Origin of the sequence: Pedobacter jeongneungensis, from assembly GCF_039538295.1 — a bacterium.
GTDB classification, from domain to species: Bacteria; Bacteroidota; Bacteroidia; order Sphingobacteriales; family Sphingobacteriaceae; genus Pedobacter; species Pedobacter jeongneungensis.
In genome coordinates this window covers 1-1,785 of the sequence record NZ_BAABBY010000030.1, presented here as the reverse complement: position 1 = coordinate 1,785, position 1,785 = coordinate 1, and the positions used below count along the sequence as shown (strand labels likewise).

Below are 1,785 nucleotides of genomic sequence, written 5' to 3'. Positions count from 1 at the left end.
CCTGGTTCCGGTATCGATACCTTGAATATTCTGCCTGGCCCTGAGGTTTCGGAGCTTTTTTCTTTCAATCCCCCGGTTTCTGATGATGTTTCGGGTTCCACCCTTTTAGATCTTTTCCACGATTCTGTTGTCCGTGGTGGTTCCTCTGTTGCGCTTGTTTATGGAGGTGTCGAGATGAGTTATCAGGAGCTGGACTTGCGGAGTAACCGTGTTGCACGCCATCTCCAGGGCCTTGGTGTTCTTCCGGGCATGCTGGTCCCAATTTGTGTTGAGCGTTCTTTCGAGATGGTTGTGGGCATCCTTGGTATATTGAAATCAGGGGGGGCTTATGTTCCCATAGATCCTTCCTATCCTGTGGACCGTATTTCCTATATGCTGGATGATGTTTCTCCTTCTGTTATAGTCAGTATGTCGGGCTGCCTGGATTCCTTTGCCGGCCTCTGTTTCGACGGCAGGCTGTTGCTGAACCTTGATGAATCAGAAGGACTGATCTCCTTAGATGAGGGGCAACCTTTGGGTTTTGGCCCTGATCCGTTCGACCTGGCTTATGTTATCTATACATCGGGGTCCACTGGCCGCCCTAAAGGTGTCATGGTGGAGCACTTGAGCATACTAAACCGTCTTTCCTGGTCGCGTGAGCACTATGGTATCGGTGCAGAAGATGTTTTTGTCCAGAAGACCAATTTTTGTTTTGATGTTTCAGTGTGGGAGATCCTGATTCCCCTGATTTCAGGGGGGCGGCTGGTTATTCTGGAACCTGGGGGGCATAAGGACAATGGTTACATCAGGGAAATAATCAGGGGTTGGGGTGTTAATAACATCCACTTTGTACCCTCTGCCTTTGAAACTTTTCTGGATGGTCTTGGCGCAGGTGACTGCCCGGGTTTGAAGCGTGTTTTCTGCAGTGGGGAAGAACTAAAGCGGTCACAGGTTGCATTTTTCGGGGAAAAGCTTCCCTTTGCGGAACTGCATAACCTTTATGGCCCGACCGAGGCTGCCGTTGATGTGACCTACTGGAGCTGGGACGGGCAGCCTGTGAACAGCTCTGTTCCCATTGGAAGCCCCATCCCCAATACATTGATCTATATCGTTGATTCCTGCATGCGGCTGGTACCGGTAGGTGTTCCCGGGGAGATCTGCATAGGTGGTGTTCAGGTTGCCCGGGGCTACCTGAACCTTGATGAGCTTAGCTCTGAGCGTTTTATCCCGGATCCTTTTTCCGGTACCGGCCGTTTGTACCTTACAGGCGATCTTGGCCGCTGGCTACCGGATGGGAACATTGACTTTCTTGGCCGCCTGGACAACCAGGTGAAAGTTCGTGGTTACCGTATAGAGCTGGGCGAGATCGAAAGCGTGCTGGGTGAAAGTAGTTTTGTAAGCCAGTCCGTTGTAGTTTCACGCACCTGGGGAGATGGCCCCCCACAACTGATCGGTTATATAGTTCCTTCCGGTGCGTATGATGTTGATGGCATTCGTGCTTTTCTGTTGAACGTTTTGCCTGATTATATGGTCCCTTCCTTCTTTGTTGAGCTTGCTGAACTTCCGTTGACGGCCAGTGGTAAGGTTGATAGGGGATTGCTTCCGGAGCCTGACCTAAGCCTTCTCCGTTCCCTAGAGTATGTCGGGCCTGATGGTGAGGTGGAAGAACGCCTTTGCCTGATCTGGTCTTCCCTGCTGAATATTGAAAAGATCGGGACCGGGGATAACTTTTTTGACCTTGGCGGCAACTCTCTTCTGGCCATCCGCCTGGTATCTGCGATCCGAAAGGAATATAAAATAGAACTT

At 50.9% G+C, this 1,785-nt stretch carries 1 protein-coding gene; it reads left to right on the top strand.

Annotation, left to right across the window (positions count from 1 at the left end):
- Positions 1-1,785 (top strand): non-ribosomal peptide synthetase (locus tag ABD769_RS24880; protein ID WP_344854067.1); only part of this gene is annotated, 1,785 nt, incomplete at both ends.